The 19,071-nt window shown below is 69.5% G+C and carries 14 protein-coding genes; 8 read left to right on the plus strand and 6 right to left on the minus strand.

Going from position 1 to position 19,071, the window contains the following annotated elements:
- The first annotated feature begins 24 nt into the window (after positions 1-24).
- From coxB to Pla163_RS05710, 5 genes are all read left to right on the plus strand, one after another.
- Positions 25-1,194, plus strand: a complete 1,170-nt coding sequence (gene coxB, locus Pla163_RS05690; protein ID WP_145184895.1) for a cytochrome c oxidase subunit II — start codon at positions 25-27, stop codon at positions 1,192-1,194.
- A 62-nt stretch (positions 1,195-1,256) separates the two neighbouring features.
- A complete protein-coding gene (locus Pla163_RS05695; protein WP_145184898.1) occupies positions 1,257-2,999 on the plus strand; it encodes a cytochrome c oxidase subunit I in 1,743 nt (580 codons plus the stop codon).
- 153 nt (positions 3,000-3,152) lie between these two features.
- Positions 3,153-4,040, plus strand: coding sequence for a cytochrome c oxidase subunit 3 family protein (locus Pla163_RS05700; RefSeq protein ID WP_145184901.1), 888 nt, complete (start codon positions 3,153-3,155; stop codon positions 4,038-4,040).
- 58 nt (positions 4,041-4,098) lie between these two features.
- Positions 4,099-4,602, plus strand: coding sequence for a cytochrome C oxidase subunit IV family protein (locus tag Pla163_RS05705; protein WP_145184904.1), 504 nt, complete (start codon positions 4,099-4,101; stop codon positions 4,600-4,602).
- Positions 4,603-4,720: 118 nt separating this feature from the next.
- Positions 4,721-5,353: a cytochrome c oxidase subunit 3 gene (locus Pla163_RS05710; protein WP_145184907.1), complete on the plus strand. Its 633-nt coding sequence runs from the start codon at positions 4,721-4,723 to the stop codon at positions 5,351-5,353.
- Between the two features lie 538 nt (positions 5,354-5,891).
- Here the strand turns inward: Pla163_RS05710 and typA are convergent.
- The gene (typA, locus tag Pla163_RS05715) at positions 5,892-7,706 is read right to left on the minus strand and encodes a translational GTPase TypA (RefSeq protein ID WP_145184909.1); all 1,815 of its coding nucleotides are present in this window, start codon (positions 7,704-7,706) and stop codon (positions 5,892-5,894) included.
- A 228-nt stretch (positions 7,707-7,934) separates the two neighbouring features.
- Between typA and Pla163_RS05720 the strand changes: the two genes are divergently transcribed.
- Positions 7,935-9,035 carry a glycoside hydrolase family 5 protein gene (locus Pla163_RS05720; RefSeq protein WP_145184912.1) on the plus strand — a complete coding sequence of 367 codons (1,101 nt, stop codon included), beginning with the start codon at positions 7,935-7,937 and terminating at the stop codon, positions 9,033-9,035.
- A gap of 16 nt (positions 9,036-9,051) precedes the next feature.
- Here the strand turns inward: Pla163_RS05720 and Pla163_RS05725 are convergent, their stop codons facing one another.
- Positions 9,052-11,148: a protein kinase domain-containing protein gene (locus Pla163_RS05725; RefSeq protein WP_419186356.1), complete on the minus strand. Its 2,097-nt coding sequence runs from the start codon at positions 11,146-11,148 to the stop codon at positions 9,052-9,054.
- A gap of 94 nt (positions 11,149-11,242) precedes the next feature.
- Here Pla163_RS05725 and Pla163_RS18805 point away from each other — a divergent pair, with 94 nt between their 5' ends.
- Entirely contained in the window at positions 11,243-12,070 is an 828-nt protein-coding gene (locus tag Pla163_RS18805) for a hypothetical protein (RefSeq protein ID WP_419186357.1), read from the plus strand.
- A gap of 63 nt (positions 12,071-12,133) precedes the next feature.
- On the opposite strand, the gene Pla163_RS05735 is transcribed toward Pla163_RS18805, so the two are convergent.
- From Pla163_RS05735 to Pla163_RS05750, 4 genes are all read right to left on the minus strand, one after another.
- Positions 12,134-13,192: a hypothetical protein gene (locus Pla163_RS05735; protein ID WP_145184921.1), complete on the minus strand. Its 1,059-nt coding sequence runs from the start codon at positions 13,190-13,192 to the stop codon at positions 12,134-12,136.
- Between the two features lie 330 nt (positions 13,193-13,522).
- Complete coding sequence (locus tag Pla163_RS18810) at positions 13,523-14,647, minus strand: hypothetical protein (RefSeq protein WP_419186358.1); 1,125 nt, start codon at positions 14,645-14,647, stop codon at positions 13,523-13,525.
- A 224-nt stretch (positions 14,648-14,871) separates the two neighbouring features.
- A complete protein-coding gene (locus Pla163_RS05745; RefSeq protein WP_145184927.1) occupies positions 14,872-15,654 on the minus strand; it encodes a hypothetical protein in 783 nt (260 codons plus the stop codon).
- Positions 15,655-15,664: 10 nt separating this feature from the next.
- Positions 15,665-16,396, minus strand: a complete 732-nt coding sequence (locus tag Pla163_RS05750; RefSeq protein WP_145184930.1) for a hypothetical protein — start codon at positions 16,394-16,396, stop codon at positions 15,665-15,667.
- Positions 16,397-16,897: 501 nt separating this feature from the next.
- Here Pla163_RS05750 and Pla163_RS05755 point away from each other — a divergent pair.
- Positions 16,898-18,781, plus strand: coding sequence for a peptidylprolyl isomerase (locus tag Pla163_RS05755; protein ID WP_145184933.1), 1,884 nt, complete (start codon positions 16,898-16,900; stop codon positions 18,779-18,781).
- Positions 18,782-19,071: the final 290 nt, after the last annotated feature.

Below are 19,071 nucleotides of genomic sequence, written 5' to 3' on the forward strand. Positions count from 1 at the left end.
GCCTCGTGCCGCCGCCACCACGCCATGCTGACCAACTTCATCACGCACCTCACGGCCGGCCTCCTCGCACTGCAGGAGACCACCGAGGAACTGCTTCCGGGCCAGGACGTGTCGCCGCTCCAGCCCGGCCCCCAGTTCTTCCCCCCGCAGGCTTCGACGACGGCGGCGGAGACGGACACCGTCTACCTGCTGATCTTCTGGCTGTGCATGGTCGCCTTCGTGATCATCGTCGCGGGCACCGGGTACTTCGTCTGGAAGTACCGCGCGCGCGACGGGCACAAGGCCGAGAAGACGTCGACCCACGACAACGTGCTCGAGGTGACGTGGACCGTCATCCCGACGCTGCTGTTCGGGGTGATGTTCTGGGTGGGGATGAAGGGCTACATGGGCCTGAAGCAGGCGCCCGGCGACGCCTACCCGATCCAGGTCACGGCGCAGAAGTGGAGTTGGAAGTTCACCTACCCCAACGGCGCCGAGTCGCCCGAGCTCCACGTTCCGATCGGTCGTCCCGTCAAGCTGACGATGACGTCGCTGGACGTGCTCCACAGCCTCTTCATCCCGGCCTTCCGCGTGAAGCAGGACGTGGTGCCGGGCCGCTACTCGATGGTCTGGTTCGACGCCAAGGACGACCTCATCGCCGAAGGCAAGACCGTGCGCCTGTTCGACCTGTTCTGCACCGAGTACTGCGGTGAGCAGCACTCCGCCATGATCACGAAGGTCCACGTGCACACGGACGAAGCCTTCGCGGAGTGGGCCGAGGAGACCGCCAACTTCATCCAGAACGAGCCGGCCTACATCGCGGGCGGCAAGCAGTTCCTGATCTCGGGCTGCAACGCGTGCCACGCGATCGACGACGCGGCCGGAACCGGCCCGGGTCTCGGCGCCCTGTCCCAGTGGATCAAGGACGGTGGCACCGTGCCTGTGACCGTCGGCGGCATCGCGCAGGACGTCCCCGCGGACGACAACTACCTGCGCGAGTCGATCCTGCAGTCCTCTGCCAAGCTGCATGTGGGCTACGCCAACCAGATGCCGCTCTTCCAGGGCCAGCTCACCGAGGAGCAGCTCAGCGTCCTGATGATCTACATCAAGAGCCTGGCGGACGAGAACTACCGCGCCGAGTCGACCCTGTCGCAGCTCGAGGGCGGCGACGAAGGCGGCGAGGCCACCCCGAACGACGCTGAGAGCGGGAACTGACGGAAGGCGACGAGCCCCGATCCTTTCGACCGTTCAAGACGACGACGCGATCCAAGAATCACATGTCCAGCACGACCCAGACCACCGGCACCGCGACCACGGCAGTCGCCCCGCAGCAGAGCTCGCCCAGCGAGAACTACCTGAACTGCTCGAAGGGCTTCCTCTCCTGGTTCTTCACGCTCGATCACAAGCGGATCGGGATCATGTACCTGTGCGCGATCTTCGTGTCGTTCGCGCTGGGAGGCTTCTTCGCGCTCGCGCTGCGCACCGAGCTCTTCTTTCCCGGGATGGACTTCCCGGCGATCGGGTCGCGCTCGCCCGAAGCGGTCTACAACCAGATGTTCACCCTGCACGGGGCGATCATGGTGTTCCTCGTGATCATCCCGTCGATCCCGGCGGCACTGGGCAACTTCGTGTTGCCGATCATGCTGGGGCAGGTGGACGTGGCGTTCCCGAGGCTCAACCTGTTCAGCTTCCACCTGTACGTCATCGGCGCGATCTTCTTCGTCGCGACGCTGCTGGGTGGGGGACTCGACACGGGCTGGACGTTCTACACGCCGTACAGCACCTCGACGGACACGATGGTCATCACGGCCGTCATGGGCGCGTTCATCCTGGGCTTCAGCTCGATCTTCACCGGAATCAACTTCATGGTGACGATCCACAAGATGCGCCCGCCGGGCATGGGCTTCTTCAACATGCCCCTGTTCCTGTGGGGCATGTACGCCACGGCGGTCATCCAGGTCCTGGCGACGCCGGTCCTCGGCATCACCCTTCTGATGCTCGCGATCGAGCGCTCGGTCGGACTCGGCATCTTCGACCCGGCCCTCGGTGGCGACCCGGTCCTGTTCCAGCACTTCTTCTGGTTCTACAGCCACCCGGCCGTCTACATCATGATCCTGCCGGGCATGGCGGTGATCAGCGAGATCATCAGCGTCTTCAGCCGCAAGCACATCTTCGGCTACAAGTTCATCGCCATCTCCTCGATCGCGATCGCGCTGTTCGGCTTCTTCGTGTGGGGCCACCACATGTTCACGAGCGGACAGTCGACGGCCATGTCGACGATCTTCTCGGCCATCACGTTCAGCGTGGCGGTGCCGTCGGCGATCAAGATGTTCAACTGGATGACCACCATGTACAAAGGTGAGATCGTCCTGAAGGCGCCCATGGTCTGGGCCCTCGGTTTCATGTGGCTGTTCGGGATCGGCGGTCTGACCGGCCTGTTCCTGGGCACGATGAACACCGACGTCTACTACCACGACACCTACTTCGTCGTGGCCCACTTCCACTACGTGATGGTGGGGGGCACGCTCTGGGCCTTCTTCGGTGGCATCTACTACTGGTGGCCGAAGATCACCGGGAAGATGTACGACGAGAAGCCGGCGATCATCGGCAGCCTCGTCGCCCTGCTCGGCTTCAACGTCCTGTTCTTCCCGCAGTTCTTCCTGGGCAACATGGGCATGCCGCGGCGTTACGCCGACTACCTGCCCGAGTTCACGCTCTGGCACCAGGTCTCGACGATCGGCGCGTACATCCTTCTCGTCGGTCTCGTGATCGTGGCCTGGAACCTGCTGAAGTCGCTCACGAGCGGCCGCAAGGCGCCGGCCAACCCCTGGGGTGGCAACACGCTCGAGTGGCACACTTCGTCGCCGCCGCCGCACTACAACTTCGAGAACTCGATCCCGACCGCCGACGATCCCTACGACCTGGATCGTTGGGCCTGGGATCCCGAGACCCAGTCCTACGTGCACGTACCGCTGACCGAGGCCGACCTGGCCGCCCGCGCCGCGCACCCCGCCCACTGATCCACCCGCGATCGACCGCGGCCCGGGCGCCAGAGCGTTCGGGCCGCTGAATCCACGACCAGCGGGGACCCACAATCGTTGGGTCCCGCGGCCGTTCCCCCCTCGACTCACCCGACGTTCGCGTCCAGACCCGCTTCGGACGACCACCTTCCGATGAGCAGCACCTCGACCACCGCCGCCGACGCCCCGCACGACGCGGGCACGGGCCACGGCGACGACCACGCGCACGACGTGACGCTGGCGCACCACTTCGAGTCCCACGAACAGCAGTTCGACGCGGGCAAGCTCGGCATCTGGGTCTTCCTGGTGACGGAGATCCTGTTCTTCTCGGGACTGTTCTGCGCCTACGCGATCTGGCGCGGCCTCCACCCCGAGGTCTTCATCTACTCGCACCACTACCTCGATACGTTCTGGGGGGCCGTCAACACGGTCGTGCTGCTCGTTTCGTCCCTGACGGCGGCCTGGGCCGTGCGTTCGGCACAGCTGGGGGACCAGAAGAACCTGGTCCGCAACCTGCTGCTGACGATCGTCTGCGCCTTCGGATTCCTCGGGATCAAGACCATCGAGTACTCCGCGAAGGTCCATCACGGAACCTTGCCCGGTGAGCACTTCAAGCCCCACCCCTCGGCCATGGTGCTGGTCGAGGATGGGGAGTACATCGGGGTCGCCGGGGACCTGGCACGCAAGGAGCTCGGGTTGGTGGACCCCGAGATGCCCGCGGGACTGACCGAGGAGCAGGAGCTCGCGCTCGTCGAAGCCCGCGCGCACGCGATCGAGCTCTACTCGGCGAAGCTGGTCGAGCAGGCGGATCCGGTCCCTCCGTCCGTCCCGACCTTCTTCAGCATCTACTTCTTCATGACGGGCCTGCACGGCGTCCACGTGGTTGCCGGCATCATCGCGATGTTCTGGCTCCTCAAACGAGCCAAGCGCGGCGACTTCACGCCCAAGTACTTCGGCGCCGTGGACTACACCGCCCTGTACTGGCACCTGGTCGACCTCATCTGGATCTACCTCTTCCCCCTGCTGTACCTGATCAGCTGACGCGCCGATCGGTAGCGCTCGAAGACGAAAGCCCCAGACCCAAGTAGGAGATCATCACATGTCCGCCACTGCCGCCCACGACGACCACCACGGTCTCGCCCACACCATGTCGCCCAAGATGCTGATCGGCATCTGGGCCGCGCTCATCGCTCTGACAGGCTTCACGGTTTGGACCGCGGGCCTGCACCTGCACCCCTTCGACCTCGTGATCGCGATGATCATCGCGACGGTCAAGGCGCTGCTCGTCGCGCTGTTCTTCATGCACCTCCTGTACGACCGTCCGTTCAACGGGCTGGTCTTCATGCTGTCGTTCGTGTTCGCCGCGATCTTCGTCGTGTTCTCGATGTTCGACACGGGGAACAACCAGACGCTCATCGCGGCCCGCTCCGAAGTGGCGCCCGTCGTCGAGGAGTGGCGTGCCACGATCGTGGAGGAAGCGGCGGAGGGCGACATGGAGTACATCCGCGGCCTGGTGGACGGCTCGATCCCGTTCGAGCACGAGGGCCACGGCGAAGCGGCGGAAGGCGCACCGGAAGGCGACGGCGCGGCCGCCGGCCACTGAGTCGGAACGCGGGCTCGCTCATGGGCCCGTCCTCACGTCCGCTGGCTCCGCATCCGTCATCCGTCGCCCGCCGAAATCCTGTCCGGCTCCGCGCGGGCCCATCGAGGAGGACGAGACCGTGGCCATTCGACCCAGTGACGGATTCACTCTGCGCACGAACGTGACGCAGCAGCGCATGACCACCGACCAGCCGGTACCGACGGGCGTGGGCACGCTCGGGATGAAGCTCTTCATCGCCAGCCTGAGCTTCATCTTCGCCGCCTCGATCCTCCTCTACCTGCTCCTGCTGGCGCCGGAGGAGTCGCCCGCGATCGAGCACCTCCCCGTGATCGCGGCGGGCGTGTTCGTCTCCACCGCATTGATCCTGGCATCGTCGGTGACGCTCCGCCGCGGCAGCCGAGCCGTCCGGGCGGATCGCTGCGACGAACTCGCCGTCTGGTTGAAGCGCACGCTCTGGCTCGGGTACGGCTTCGGCGCGCTGCAGACCGCCAACTGGGTCCTGGTTTGGATCGCGGTGGATCCGTTCGCCAGCGGGAACCGGCACGCGGGCTTCTTCATCGTGCTGACGATCGTCCACGCGCTCCACGTGGTCGGCGGCGTCGTGCGGCTCGTGCAGATCACGCGTCGAGCACAACAGGGCGAGTTCTCGGCCGCGCACCACGAACCCGTCACCAACATGGCCATGTACTGGCACTTCCTGGACGTGGTCTGGCTGCTGTTGGTCCTGGCGATCGTCGGCGTGTCGATCTGAAAGGGACCGGTTCTCGAACCAACGGCGTTCAGCCGTCGCCGCACGTGGTCGTCGTGCGTCCCGGGCGTCCCAGGACGCTCAGTCGGATCGACGCCGGCAGCAGCGACCTCGTCGGCGCGGTCGGGGGCGCTGTCACACCGTGGACAGGAGCGCGGCGCAACGACTCCGGCGTCGCGGATCCCGGGCGCCGGTGCCACGAGGGAGGGGGGCGCATCTCTGCGCGAGTCGGTGCGCTGGTGGGTGGTGGCGCGCCGTCGTTGCTCCGGAGTCGCTCTCGAGCTCGCCGCGGCTTGGATCACACCTCTTCCGCCCCGAGCGTCCGCCCGCTCGCTGTCGATCCCCGTTCGCCCCGAGGTCTCGCCGACGCGCGTCTTCCAGCACTGGCAGAACCCTTGCGGGGCGCCGCCCGACGAACTCGTCGGCAGGTCCGACCGCGCCTCCAACTGAACGAGCCCGCCCCGGACCGTGGTCCGTGGCGGGCTCGTCGGTGCGTCCCGGCGAGCGGGACGACGGTCGGCGCTCGCAGGCGCCGCGCGGGTCAGACGCGCAGGGCCTTCGCGTCCTTGCGGCGCTGGTTCGGGTCGAGCGAACGCTTGCGCAGGCGCAGCGACTTCGGCGTGACCTCGAGCAGCTCGTCGTCCTCGATGTACTCGAGGAACTCCTCGAGCGACATCAGCTTCGGCGGCGTCAGCAGTGCGTTGTCGTCCTTGCCGGACGCGCGCATGTTGGTCAGCTTCTTCGCGCGGCAGACGTTCATCTCGAGGTCACCGGGCTTGTTGGTCTCCCCGACGATCATGCCACCGTAGACCTCGTCGCCGGGCTTGATGAAGAACTTGCCGCGGTCGGAGAGACCGTCGAGCGCGTAGGCCATAACGCCGCCGCTGCGGTCCGAGACGAGGACGCCGCCGTTGCGACGCGGGATCGTGCCGCCGTCCGGCTCCCACCCGTCGAACAGGTGCCCGAGAATGGCCTCGCCCTGGGTGAGCGACAACAGCGCCGTCCGCGCGCCGATCAGTCCACGCGCGGGGATGCGGAACTCCAGGTGCGTCATCGCCTCGCCCGAGTCCATCTCGAGCAGCTCGCCGCGGCGGCGACCGAGGAACTCGATCACGCGGCCCGCATTGACGCCGGGGACGTCGACCGTCGCGCGCTCCATCGGCTCGCACTTGACGCCGTCGATCTCCTTCACGATCACGCGCGGCTTGCCGACCGCGAACTCGTAGCCCTCGCGGCGCATGTTCTCGATGAGGACCGACAGGTGCATGACGCCGCGGCCCTTGACCTCGAACGAGTCGGTGCGCTCGGTCGGAGCGATCTGCAATGCGGCGTCGCGCAGCGCCTCCTTCTCGAGCCGCGCCGCCACCTGACGCGAGGTGACGAAGTCGCCCTCCTTGCCGGCGAAGGGCGAGTCGTTGACCTGGAAGACCATCGAGATGGTCGGTTCGTCCAGGTGGATGGGGGGCAGGGGTTCGATCGCGTCCGCCGGGCACAGGGTGTCGCCGATCGCGAGTTCCTCGATACCGGCCACGACCGCCACGTCACCCGCGATGATGCGGTCGACCGCGACCTTCGCGAGGCCTTCGTAGCGATAGAGGTTCTTGACGGTGACCTGGACCGGCTTGGGGCGGTTCGGGTTGCACAGCATCAGGCGCGCGCCCAGCTGGATCGTTCCGCGCACGACGCGACCGACGCCGATGCGACCGACGAAGTCGTCGTGGTCGATCGTGACGGCCTGGAACTGCAGCGGTCCTTCGGGGTCGGCCTCGAGCGGCTTGACCTCGTTGGTGATCATCGCGAACAGGGGGCGCAGGTCTTCCGCGCGCTTGCCGAGTTCGGCGACCGCCCAACCATCGCGGCCGGAGCCGTAGCAGACCGGGAACTCGAGCTGTTCGTCGGTGGCGCCCAGTTCGACGAACAGGTCGAAGACTTCGTCGAGGACTTCCGCCGCGCGCTCGTCGGGTCGGTCGATCTTGTTGACCATCACCAGCGCCTTCAGGCCGCGCTCGAACGCCTTCGAGAGCACGAAGCGCGTCTGCGGCATCGGGCCTTCGAAGGAGTCGACGAGCAGCAGCACGGCGTCGGCCATGCCGAGCGTGCGCTCCACCTGGCCGCCGAAGTCGGCGTGCCCGGGCGTGTCGATGATGTTGATCCGCCGACCCTGGTAGTCGATCGCGGTGTTCTTCGCGAGGATCGTGATGCCACGTTCGCGCTCCTGCGCGTCCGAGTCCATGACGCGCTCCTGCATCACCTGGTTGGAGCGGAAGGTTCCGGCGAAGCGGAACATGGCGTCGACCAAAGTGGTCTTGCCGTGGTCGACGTGCGCCACGATGGCGATGTTGATGGTTTCGGTCATGGTGCGGTTCGCTGGCGAATTGGGCGCAAGAGTCTACGCGCACCCCTGGCTCGCGCCCCCTGTCCGAAAGCCCGAATTCGCAGCCCAGCCTCCGGATTCCGGCCCTTCCGGTCGGCCGGCCCCAGGGAGTCTCGACCCTCCCGGTCACCCGCCGCGCCCGGGGTGCGACCTTCGCCGCGGCGACGCCCCGGCGAACGTTCCGGCGCGGGGAAGCCATACACTCGCCGCGTGCGCGTTCGAGGTCCTTCTTCCATCGGCGGCTTCCTCGCCGCGTGTCTCCTCGTCGCCTGTGCCGGGGGCTCGCCCGACGGCGCGGACGGGGATCGCGGCGGGCCCGCCTCCGCCTCCGCAGGCGCCGGGTCCACCGGCCCGGCGCGTGCTCGGGACCTTCCAACCGCGCGGCCGTCGAACGAGGCTGCCCGACTCCACGCGGGCCTGAACCTCCCGCCGACCCAGGGCAGCTCGAACGCGGGCGCGTTCCTCGACGGTGCGTACGCCTTCGACTACTCCGAGGCGTTCCTCGAGCGTCTCGCGTCCTTTGGCTTCGACGCGCTACGACTCGCGGTCAGCGAAGCGTCCGCCTTCGACGTCGGGTACCTCGAGGCACTGGAACGCGCCCTCGCCACGGTCGACGGGCGCGGGATCCTGTGCTTCTTCGACACGGTGCGCGACGGCGAAGGCTCGCACGGCGACGGCCGGCCGAACGACCTGGAGCGCCTGACGGCCGCTTGGAGCGCGCTCCACGAACGGTTCGAGGGGTACCCGGACCTGAGGTACGAACTCTTCAACGAGCCGTTCGGCTATCCCCGGACCTCGGCCGGTGCCGCTGACTACCTGCGCCACATGGAGCACGTCATCGCTGGTGCGGACCTCCCGCGCGAGCGCGTGGTGCTGGACGGGATCGGCTACGCGAGCGACGTGCGCCGTGTGGCCGCGGCGGGCTGGGACGGGCTGCTCGGCTACCACTTCTATCCCATGTGGCTGCCCGAAGGCCGGCGCACGCAGTCGGCGTTCTCGAACCTCGTCCAGGCCGAGTTGCGTGGCCTCTCGTCCCGCGTGCTCGTGACCGAGTTCGGCGCGCGCCTCGACCTGGGGGACAGCTACCGCAGCTACCACGCGAACGGGGACGTGTCCGCGAACCAGAACGCGCTGCGCGGTCTGCACGACGCCCTGCTCGCACTCGCGGCGGAAGGCGCACCCGTCCTCGGCACCTACCTGTGGCACGGCTGGCCCAACGGCGACAGCTACGATCCGTGGCAGGCCGAGCACCGACACGGTGCGGCCAAGGTGGCGGCGATCCAGCGCGACGCGACGGCGCCTCGACGCTGAGTCACCGAGCGGGCGCTCACCGCTCGAGGTCGGCGAACCCGGGCAACTCGCGCAGCCCCGCGAGGTCGTCGTTGTCGAACAGCTCGGACCGCAGGTAGTAGCCGCGGTCGCGGGCCTCGACGAGCGCGGCGAGCGCCTCCTCGCGGTGACCGAGGACCGCCAGGACCGTGCCCGTCTGGAACAGGGTGTAGGCGTCCCGCGGCGCCGCGGCACGGGCCTGGTCCACCTCCTTGCGGGACTCGTCCACCGATCCCATTCGCGCCAAGAGGAGCGCCAGGTGCAGCCGCGCCTCCTGGTTGTCGGGCACTTCGCGCAGGTGGGCGCGCGCGTGGCGGATGCCGTTGTCCGCGATCTCGAGCGCCTCCTCGTAGCGACCCGACCGACACAGCACGTGGTAGAGGTGGTCGTAGGACGCGATGTGCACCGGGTTGAGCGCGGTGGCCCGCCGCAGCATGGGGGAGGCCGCCTTGTCGTTGCCCTTGCGCGCCAGCAGGGCGCCGAGCAGCCGGTGCGCGAGCCACTCGGAGTGGTCGGCCTGGATCGCCAGGCGGTACTCGCGCTCGGCGTCCTCGGGGTGCCCGCTCATCATCCGCGCGAAGCCGACCGCCGTGTGGGCCTCGGCGCAGGACGGATCGATCGCGAGGGCTCGCCGCGCCTCGTCGAGCGCTTCGTCGAGGAACGTGTGGTCGCCGTCCCAGTAGACGTATTTGCGGACCAGCGCCTCGCCGAGCCCGGCGTGGGCCAGCGCGCACCTGGGGTCGGCCTCGATCGCGTGCCGGAAGTTCGAGATCGCAGCGACCAGGTGCTTGCTCGTGCCGCGGTGCAGGACCTCGTGGGCGTGCCGCGCCAGGGTTCCGGCCAGAGCGGGGTCGCGCACCTCCACGGTCCGTGGCCGCAGGGCGGAGTCCGACAGGAAGTTGCGGACCGTGCGGCACAACCCGCGCACGAGCTGGGCCTGCAGTCCCCATTCGTCGGCGTCGGTGTACTCGAGGCGCGCGTGCTCCGACAGCTCGGGGCCGCCGCCCAGCGGTGCGAGCTCGAGCTTGGCGACGCCCGTCTGCCCGTGCAGCTCGAGGGTCGCGCGCAGTCGGTACTGACTGGGGCCGGCGGCCGGCAACGCTTCACCCGCCTCGAGCAGCACGATGTCGAGTCCGGTCGAACGCTCGAGCTCGCTGCGCAGGTCGTTGCGCAGGCCGGCGGCGAACTGGTCGATCGTCTCGTTCGGTCCCTCGAGGTCGAAGGGCGGCACGAACAGGCTGCCGCGCAGGCGTGTGCGCGTGCCGCGCGAACCCTGGTCCTCGATCGAACGCGCGGTCGCCATCAACGCGGTGTGCAGCGCTTCGCCGTTCGCGTAGCGCTCCGTCGGATCGGGCGCGAGGCAGCGCATCAACACGTCCTCGAGGACCGGTGGGAAGCCGCTGCGGACTTCGCTCGGCGGGCGCTGACGGCCGTCGAGGATCGCCATGCAGACCTGCGGGAACGAGCGGCCGGGGAAGGGGAGTTCGCCCGTGAACGCGTGGTAGAAGGTCGAGCCGAACGAGAACACGTCGCTGCGCAGATCCAGTTCGTGGCCGCGCACCTGCTCGGGCGACATGTAGAGCACCGTGCCCACCAACACGCCTTCCTGCGTGATCGTGTTCTCGGCGTTCGCGCGGCAGATGCCGAAGTCGAGCAGCTTCACGCCGCCGTCGTCGAGCACCATGATGTTCGCCGGCTTCAGGTCCCGGTGGATGAGTCCGTGCGCGTGCACCGCTTCGAGGGCCGACGCGATGTCGAGCGCGATCCGCGCGCCGCGTTCGAACGGCAGGATCCGCTCGGCGACGATGCGGTCGAGCGTGCGCCCCGCGAGGTACTCCATCGCCATGTACGAGCGCCCCTGGTCGCTGCCGTACTCGAAGATCGTGGCGATGTTCGGGTGTTCGAGCCGACTGGCGTGCTGGGCCTCGCGAGCGAAACGCGTGACCGCATCGGGATCGAACTCGATCTGCGGGCGCAGGATCTTCAGCGCGACCGTGCGTCCCAGCGACGTGTCGACCGCGCGGAAGACCTCGCTCTGGGGGCCTTCGCCGAGGCGATCGACCGAGGGCTCGAACCGGAAGTGGGCGAATTCCATGGGGCGGCGCGCGTCGTGCACCGGGGACCGGCATTGTAGGGGGCCGCCTCGCGCACCGAACACCGCGGCGCGCCGCCGAACGCGACACCGACCCATGAACCGTCCCGATCCCACCTCTTCGAGCTCAGCCGCCGGCACCCCGCCCACGGGCAAGACCCTCCCCGACAGCGAGCCCAAGGCCGTGCGCGGCGGTGTGGTCTTCACCGACGCGGACTTCCGTGCGCTGGCTGCGCCCCTGAACCGCGACCCGGACCACAACCCCGCGCGCCTGGCCGCTCGGACGAAGCTCGCCACGCTGGGCAAGCGCGCCGCGAAGCAGTTGGGCGAGACGGGGCTCGCGCTCGACACGCGCACGTCCATCCACAACCCGCACCCCTTCAACGGCATGAAGGTGGCGCGCCTGTGGACCTACTTGATGCGGCCGAAGAAGGACAAGACGCGGCTGAAGCGCGAGCTCGGCGCCGACCTGGCCAAGGACCTCGACGCGGCCTACCGCAACGCCTACCTGTGCATCGCGCTCGAGGCGGACGTGGTCGAGGTCTCCGTGCGCCTGCACGCCGACGCCTGGATCGACGCCACGAATCTCGTGCGCCGCATCGAGCGCGAGGGGCTCGCCGGGTTCCTGGCCGTGCTGCAGCCGCTCGACGGCTACTTCCTGCGCCTGCACGACTGGAAGGGCGAATGGCCCTGTGCGCGCGTCGAGACGAACGCGCTCGAGGAGTTCTTCCGCTACTGGAAGCCGGGCGAACACCGCCTGGCGGTCGAGCGTCGCTGGCCGGCTCCCGAGGGGGCGCGGGACGCGGTCACCAGCGACGGCGTCGAAGAGCACCTGTTGGCCGAGGTCGCGCGCTTGGCCGACCTCTACCGCTACTTGGCCTGGAGCCCCGAGGCGGACTTCCTGTTCGGCGGTTCGGACGACTGAGCGCTCGAGCGCCGGCCAGCGGACCACAGCGCGTTCTCGGCGCGCCGCAGTCCGCCGCGCACGTCACGGAGCGACGCCGACCGCCGCGTTCGACAGGGCGACGTTCTCGGGCGCCGCGAGGTCGAGCACCGCGAACTGGGCGTAGATCGGCGCGCCGGGAGGCACGCCGAGCGGCATCACGAACGGCAGGAACGCGCCGCCGTCGGTGTTGGTCGTGACGTAGATCGGATCGTTGAACGGGAACGGCACGAGCGTTCCGCCGGCGAAGGGGACGGGGCTGCTCGAGCCCGACCAGGCCAGGGCTCCGAAGGCGCCGGGCGCTGCGTTCGACAGGATCAGCGTGTTGAGCGAACCGGCGGACAGGTCACCGCTCGCGGTCAGGAACGGTGCACCGTTCGCGCCGTCCAGCGACGCACCGAGATTGGTCCAGGTCGCCGCGGGCCGCGCACGGACCTGCACGTTGTCCACCTGCAGATCGAAATTCGTGAAGCCGTAGAAGAAGCCCGGCACGAGCGTCGTGAACTCGATGCGATCGATGCCGCGCAGCACGTTCGCCCAGTTGCGCCCGGGGGGCAGGATCGGCTCGAACGTCACCGGATCCTCGGCGCCGGCGCCGTTCCATCCGGCGGGCAGCGCGGGCGAGAGCGGGTCCGTGATCTCGGCCGTGTAGGTCGTCCACGGTTGCCCGTTCCCGTCCAGGGTTCCCAGCGTGGTCCACACCGCCGCGGGCGCCGCGAGTCCGAACGGGTCGTCGTCGTACAGGATCACGACCAGGTCGCGCGAGACCGGCGAGAAGAAGAAGTTGATGTAGTCGACCTCCACGTCGATCCCCAGACGGACCGGACCCTTGAGCGTGAAGTCACCGAGGAAGGCCGGGCTGACGCTGTTGCGCACCGCGAGTCCGAAGGTGTCGATGGGGTCGTTCCACGGCAGGTTCGCGCCGGGGTTGCCGCCGGTCGCCGCCACCTGGTTCTGGCCGTTGATCGACCAGCCCTGGGCTCCGTTGCTGAACGTGACGTTGAGGTTGGTCGCCTGCGCGTCGGCGCCGGGCGCGGCGGCGATCAGGGTCGCCAGTGCGAGGGCGGAAGTGGCGAGGGCGGCGTCGAAGCGGGCGTGCAACATGGTCGCGGGAGGTTCGTGGGGACGTGGACGGCGAGGCACCACGATAGCGGGTGCGTCCCCGGTCGGGCGGCGTCGCGGTCCCGCGCGGTTGCAACCCGAGCGGGCGTCCGCTCCGCGGGGCCGAGCGACCAGGTGGCTCCCAGCGAGCCCGTCGGGCCACGCGCCCCGAACCTCTCGCGCCGTTCGCGCCGGTGCCGCTCGCTGCACCGCGTCGCGCGCCGGTGGAACGCGCCGGTGGAACGAGCCGTGCCGCAGCGGTCGCGTCCCGTTGGACGGCGCGACCGGTGCGGCACGGCTGGGGGCGAGACTCGCTCGCCGGTGGACGGTGTCCTACTTCGAGGCGTGGGCGGCGTGGCGCCAGGCGCGCTCGAGGCTCTCGCGGATGTGCGGGTGGTCGGCGACGACGACGCGGGTACCGTCGTGCAGGACGAAGACCGGATCGAGGCGCTCGATGAACTGCTCGGCCGACAGGTCGCGGTGCGCGTTCTGGAACAGCTGGGCGAGCAGGTCGCCGTGGAAGTCGGGGAGCAGGTCGACCCAGTGGTCGAACTCGTCGGCGCCGAGCAGCTCGTGGCTGAGGGTCGCCAGGCGCTCGCGCGATCCGTTCAGGCCGGCGGCCTCGATGATGCGCTCGACCGGAACCGTGGCGCGTCCTTCGGCGGTGGCCTCGGCGCACAGCTCGTAGATGGCCTCGAAGCCGCCGCGCTCGCGGATGCGCTCGGCGACCAGGAAGCCGAGGCCGTAGAGCGTGTCGGGCACGCGCTCGAAGCGACGCTTGAGAGCCAGGGTTCCCGGCTCGAGGGCCTGGGCGATCGTGAGGTCGTTCGAGCCGCGGTCGTAGTGGAACCAGACGGCGTCCTTGCGCTCGGTGCCGGTGCCGTCCTTGTGCTCGACGACGACCTTCATCTTGCCGAAGAAGATGCTCGACTCGATGGCGCGCAGGGCGCGGATGCGCGGCGCGCAGTCGGGGTTGAGTTCGGCGGCGACCAGGTCGCACATGCCTTCTTCGAGCACGCCGGACAGCGTCAGCCACTCGGGGCCGAGCAGGGCGTGCACGAGTTCGTGGGTGAGGAACCAGCGCGGGAAGTCGTTGTCCGAACGCACGTGGATGCGTCCGCGGTTCATCTCGGCGTCGATGAGCGTGAAGCCCTTGACGTTGTCCGGCGCGACCTTGCCCAGTCCGTGGGAGAGCTGCGACTGGACCCAGACCTCGGTCTGGCGATCGAGGGTGCCCGGCAGCAGCGCGGCCACCTGGGGCTGGATCTCGGCGACCATGCCCGCGTACATGTCGGCGTGGAAGCGATCCTCGGCCCGCACCAGGCCGCGGTCGTGCAGCGTCTCGACCGGCGGCGCCGGAACGACGCAGGCCGGGTAGAGGAGCATCAGGCCTGCGGCCGCCACCACCGTGCGCAGACGGTTCGCGATGAGTCGGTGGCGGTCGGTGCGGTGGTTCATGAAAGGCCGTGCTCGAGGGTCTCGGGGCGGGCTCGGCCACACCCCCTTGGCACAGAAACTGTACCCCGACGTGGGCCGGTCGGGAGGAGCTGCGGATCCGCCGCCCCGGCGCCAGGCCACGAGCGCGCAACCGGCTGCTGATGAGTGGTTTGTGGCCCCTCGGATTCCGCTGCTCACCGGGTCGGGCGGCCGCTGGGGGCCCTCGGACCCAAGTCTTCGGGGCCTCAGGGCCGGCGCTGCCGATCGCCGCTGGGCTCGACCATCGCGTGCAGGACGCCGGTCGGCACGAGCGCTCGCCAACGGGCCTCGGCGAAGCGGATCTCGAGGCCCTCCACCACCGGGATCAGCGGTGACTCGGGGCGCGGGTCGTAGGGCACGAGCCGCTCGCGGAAGCCGAGTTCCTGTTCGAGGGTCTCGGCGGGGTCGTAGGGGCGCTCGACGACGGCCACGACGTACGAACCGGTCCCGTCCTCCACGGGTCCGATCACGGCGCCGGCCGGAGCCTCGCGCACGGCTTCCCAGACCCACAGGTCCAGCTCGAAGGCGGGGATGCGCGCGGGCACGAGCGTCGCCAGCGCGTCCGCGTCGCCGTTCGCGACCGCAGCGGCCAGAGCGCGCGCCCGCTGTTCGGCCTCCGCGCGCGCCTTTGGAGCGCGGGCCGCGTTCGCCGCGCGCGGCAGGGCGTGGTCCACGACGGCGCGGCGTTGGCGATGGGCCGCCGACTCGTGCGGGAAGAACGACTCGAGCGCGCGTGTGGCCCGCTCGACCTCCTCCTCGGTGATGGGCTGTCCGCCGACCTCGATCACGACGCCCGGCGCCAGACCGCCGAAGACGGGGCCGGACACGGCCGGCGGCGTCGATCCGTCCTCACCCGCACAGCTGCAGGCGAGCGCGAGCCACAGCGACGCGCCCACGAGCGCGGCGCGGCGCTCGCGACGCCTGGCCGTGCGCCGTGCGGCCACGGGGTTCGTGCTCGCTCGTTCGGGTCGTTCGCGGTCGGTCACCATCGCGAGCGTCCTAGTGGCCTTCGCCGCCGGAGTCCCGCGCGTCCGCGTCGGCGTCCGTTCCGTCGCTGCGGTCGCGCTGGGCGAGCAGGTCGAGCACCGGCCCGGTCAGGAAGCGGTAGGTGGCGTCGATGTGCGCGCGCACGCTCGCCAGCCCCTCGCGCACGGGCTGGGGCGGGAACGTGCCCTGGTTCTCGAGGAACAGCGAGCGGCGGTCGTTCGCGATGGTCTCGATGCGCACGTTGAACGTGTTCGGGTACTCGGGCGTCGCCGGCAGGACCAGCCGCAGGCCCAGGCCACCGACCGGCCGACCGAGCGAGTTCTCCTCGGCGTTCCAACGCAACACGCCTTCACCGAGCAGTTCGAGAGCGGTGGGGTAGGCGCGCGGATTCACCAGCGTGCGCAGCGTCACCACCTGGCCCGTGAAGATCGACAGGCCCTTCGCCTCGGAGATCTGACTCGCCAGGGTCGTGACCCGATCGGCGAACTCGTCCGGCGTCAGTCCGGTGCCCTCTTCGTTGAAGCGGTAGCGGTCCACGAGGAAGGCCGCCTGGCTGACCGCGCCCGGCCGCACCGCGATGTTCGACAGCGCGCAGCCGTCGTGGTTGACCGCGAAGGACTTGTAGAGCGGGTCCGGCGACGCGAACAGGCCGTTGTGGACGCGCTGGACGAGGTTCGGGTCCACGGGCCCGGGCGGGTGGAGCAGTTCGCAGTGGTAGCCGATGGTGCGCGTCGAATAGGGCATGGCCCGATGCTATCCGGCCGCGCGCCGGCTCCCGCGGCGTGTTTCGCGCACGCCGACCGACACCGCGGCGTGCTCGCGGAAGTCTTCTTCCCCAGTGGGAGGGCGGGGGTCCGAGGTGGCTCGCGGTGGCTCGTGGCTGCTCGCGGTGACCGGAACGCCCGTCCGCGCTCCGCCCGTCGGCCACAGAGGTCCGGCGCGGCGCCCGGCCGCCCCAGCTTCGAGCGGTCCGTGCCCACGTCCGGCTCGGGCTGGCCGTAGGGGCGCCTTCGGTCGGTCCGCGATCCGGCGCCAGCTGCCGGTCCGCCGACCGAGGAGCAGGGAACGCGGGCCGCACTCGGTCCGTCTCGACCCGCTCCGCTACACTCTTTCGCCCTCGACGGCGCGGGATCGGTCCCAGCCATGTCCGCCAGGACGATCGCGCCGGACCGCTCGTGCCCGCGTCGCCGCGCCCGTCGACATCCTCCGCGCCGCTCCGCGCGTCTCTCCCAGCCTCAGCACGCCATGCTTTGCCGATCGTTCGTCCTGCTCGCTCTCGCCTGCGCGCCCCTGATGGGGACGGCCACGGCCCAGGAGCCCAAGGCCGACGACGCGCCCACGTCGGGCTCGTCCAAGAACGACATCACGTCGTCGCCCACGGCCCGGCCCGCCAAGCGCCCCGTCGCAAAGGACGCCACCCCCGCGGCCCAGGAGCCCCAGCCCCAGGCGCCCGCCACGGTCGAAGTGCCGATGCCGGCAGCTTTGGCCGACGCGAGTGCGGACGAGGTCGCCCAGGAAGAAGAGGCGCCGGCGCCCGCCATCGACCGCAGCGCCTGGCCGGCCCTCGAAGGTCTGGTGATCGCGTCGGAAGAGGTCGAGCGCGCCGAGACCGCCGCGCAGTCCTACGCGCTCGCGCCGGTCGAGGTCTCGGCCGACGAGATGCGCCGCACGCTCGTCTACCTGATCGGGTCGAAGGAGCTGCGCTCGTTCCGCCTGGACATCGAGATCAAGGCCGAGATCGACCGCCAGCTCGCCGCTGGTCGCGATCCCGCCGACTTCGAGATCCCGGACTCCGAGATCCAGGCCGTGATCGACACGACCATCGAGCAGATCAAGGTGCAGTACCCCGACCTGGATCCGGTCGACGTGCTGCGACTCAACAACATCCACCTCGGCAACCTCGCGCGCATGACCCGTCAGTCGCGCCTGTTCACCAAGGTCTTCCTGCCCGAGGATCCGGCCGACTGGCCGCCGATCACCATCGAGGCCCTGCGCCAGGGCGGTCAGGCCCAGTTCGTCGATCAGCTCAAGCAGTCGTTCGTCGACCTCGAACGCCGCATCGAAGCGGGCGAACTGACTCCCGAGCAGGTGGCCCAGGCGCGCCAGGGTCAGCAGAGCATGCGCCAGTTCATGGCCCAGCCGGTGATCCAGGCCCTCAACGCCTCGGCCGTGGTCGAGACCGCCACCGACGGCCTGCCGGTCGACGTGGTGATGCGCGTCAACGGTCGCGACGTCGCCACCGACGTGGTCTTCGACGAGATCGCGTCGCGCGTCTCGCCGGCCGACATCGAACTCGCGCGCCAGTGGATCACCAAGTGCGCGCTCGTCGAGCGGGTGCTCGCCGCGCGCGGCTACCTGCTCGATCCGGCCGCCGCCAGCGAGGCCTACGAGGCGCACATGGCGCCGATGCGCGGGACGATGTTCCCGCCCGAGTTCTTCATCGTGCAGATCAAGGGCTTCCCGTCGCTCGAGCTGTACGAGTACTACTACCGCTACCTCGCGTCGTACGAGCGCATGATCGCCGACGAGATCACCGACACGACGCTGCAGCAGCACTTCAACGACCGCGGCAACGACATGCTGAACGTGGCGCGCGTCGGGACCGAGGTCATCCTGCTCAGCGCCTTCGACTTCAAGTCGGGCCTGTGGAAGGAGAACGGCTGGGAGGAGGCGGAGGCACGCGCGCGCGAAGTGGCGAACAAGCTGGTCGAGTCCGGCGCGAGCAACTGGGGCGAGCTCCAGGACGAGTACTCGGACTTCTGGGACCCGCCCCAGCCGACGACGCCGTCCCAGGGCCAGATGCCCAAGCGCAAGAACAAGGGTCGCTTCGCACCCATGTCGCGCAACGAGCTGGTCAGCCAACTCGGTGAGAACGACTTCACGATCTTCGTCGACGGCGTCAGCATCACCGACGAGATCTTCTTCGCGCTGCCCGAGGGCAAGATCGGCGGACCCTGGAAGGGGCGCCTCGGCTACTACATCGCGCGCATCACGTCGAAGTCCGCGCCCCAGGGCGATCGCACGATCGACGACCCCGAGATGCGCGACATGGTCCGTCAGGACCTGGTCACCGTGCGCTTCAAGAACTTCGCGCAGGAGCTCGTCGACGCCGCGTTCGCCGGCGAGTGACGAACAGGTCGGGCCGCGCGGGTCGCTCGTCGTCCCGGGCCCGCGTCCCGCAGCCCGGCCGGCCGCGACGCACGCTCCGAAGCGCGCGTCGCGGCCGGTTCCACAGGCGGGCGGTCCGGGTGCTCGCCACGCTATGGGCCTCGTTGCCGGCCGCGCGGCGGGAACCGCGACCCGGTGAGCTTGCGGTGGTGGGCGCGCGACGGTGACATTGCGGCGGTGACGACTCGCCGGTGACCGCGCGGCGACACGCATCGGCACATGACGGCCGTGCCGTCGCGATCACGGACTGC

It is taken from the genome of Rohdeia mirabilis, from assembly GCA_007750655.1.
Taxonomy (GTDB): Bacteria; Planctomycetota; UBA1135; order UBA1135.

Coding starts and splice junctions, on each gene's coding strand:
- coxB (WP_145184895.1), top strand. CDS start 25: ATGCTGACCAACTTCATCACGCACCTCACGGCCGGCCTCCTCGCACTG.
- Pla163_RS05695 (WP_145184898.1), top strand. CDS start 1,257: ATGTCCAGCACGACCCAGACCACCGGCACCGCGACCACGGCAGTCGCC.
- Pla163_RS05700 (WP_145184901.1), top strand. CDS start 3,153: ATGAGCAGCACCTCGACCACCGCCGCCGACGCCCCGCACGACGCGGGC.
- Pla163_RS05705 (WP_145184904.1), top strand. CDS start 4,099: ATGTCCGCCACTGCCGCCCACGACGACCACCACGGTCTCGCCCACACC.
- typA (WP_145184909.1), bottom strand. CDS start 7,706: ATGACCGAAACCATCAACATCGCCATCGTGGCGCACGTCGACCACGGC.
- Pla163_RS05725 (WP_419186356.1), bottom strand. CDS start 11,148: ATGGAATTCGCCCACTTCCGGTTCGAGCCCTCGGTCGATCGCCTCGGC.
- Pla163_RS18805 (WP_419186357.1), top strand. CDS start 11,243: ATGAACCGTCCCGATCCCACCTCTTCGAGCTCAGCCGCCGGCACCCCG.
- Pla163_RS05735 (WP_145184921.1), bottom strand. CDS start 13,192: ATGTTGCACGCCCGCTTCGACGCCGCCCTCGCCACTTCCGCCCTCGCA.
- Pla163_RS18810 (WP_419186358.1), bottom strand. CDS start 14,647: ATGAACCACCGCACCGACCGCCACCGACTCATCGCGAACCGTCTGCGC.
- Pla163_RS05745 (WP_145184927.1), bottom strand. CDS start 15,654: ATGGTGACCGACCGCGAACGACCCGAACGAGCGAGCACGAACCCCGTG.
- Pla163_RS05750 (WP_145184930.1), bottom strand. CDS start 16,396: ATGCCCTATTCGACGCGCACCATCGGCTACCACTGCGAACTGCTCCAC.
- Pla163_RS05755 (WP_145184933.1), top strand. CDS start 16,898: ATGCTTTGCCGATCGTTCGTCCTGCTCGCTCTCGCCTGCGCGCCCCTG.